Annotated in this window: 1 protein-coding gene; it reads right to left on the bottom strand. The window is 53.3% G+C overall.

All coding sequences use genetic code 11. From position 1 onward, the window contains the following. Nucleotides 1–623: IS5 family transposase (locus ACTHTJ_RS10720; protein ID WP_440360959.1), on the bottom strand; the 623-nt coding region annotated here is incomplete at both ends.

Consider the following 623-nt stretch of genomic DNA (forward strand, 5'->3'; position numbering starts at 1 on the left):
AACAACTGATGCTCTTTCAGATGTTGCCGGTTTTCCGCACTGTCATAGCCTTTGTCGGCATAGACGGCCGTACCTTCGGCTATCCCTTCCAGCAAAGGCGACAGGTGGTTGCACTCATGGGTATTGGCGGGGGTGATGTGCAGTTTCTCGATATAGCCTTCCTCATCGGTACGGGTATGTTGTTTGTAACCGAGTCTGTATAAACCGTTTTTCTTTGTCCAGCGGGCATCGCTGTCTTTACCCGGTGTGGTTTGGCCGCTGACTTGTCCTTCTTCATCAACTTCTATGGCCTGACGCTGTTTGCTGCCGGCGGTTTGAATAATGGTGGCATCAATGACGGCGGCGGATGCTTTCTCTACTTTTAGGCCTTTTTCGGTCAGTTGGCGGTTAATCAGTTCCAGCAATTCGGACAGGGTGTCGTCTTGCGCCAGCCAGTTACGGTAGCGGCATAAGGTGCTGTAATCGGGGATGCTCAGTTCGTCAAAACGGCAAAACAGGTTGAAATCGATGCGGGTGATGAGGCTGTGTTCGAGTTCGGGATTGGAGAGGCTGTGCCATTGTCCGAGCAGGACGGCTTTGAACATGGACAACAGGGGATAGGCGGGACGGCCGCGGTGGTCTCG

The sequence above is a fragment of the Neisseria sp. P0018.S001 genome, from assembly GCF_051957355.1.
Taxonomy (GTDB): domain Bacteria; phylum Pseudomonadota; class Gammaproteobacteria; order Burkholderiales; family Neisseriaceae; genus Neisseria; species Neisseria subflava_A.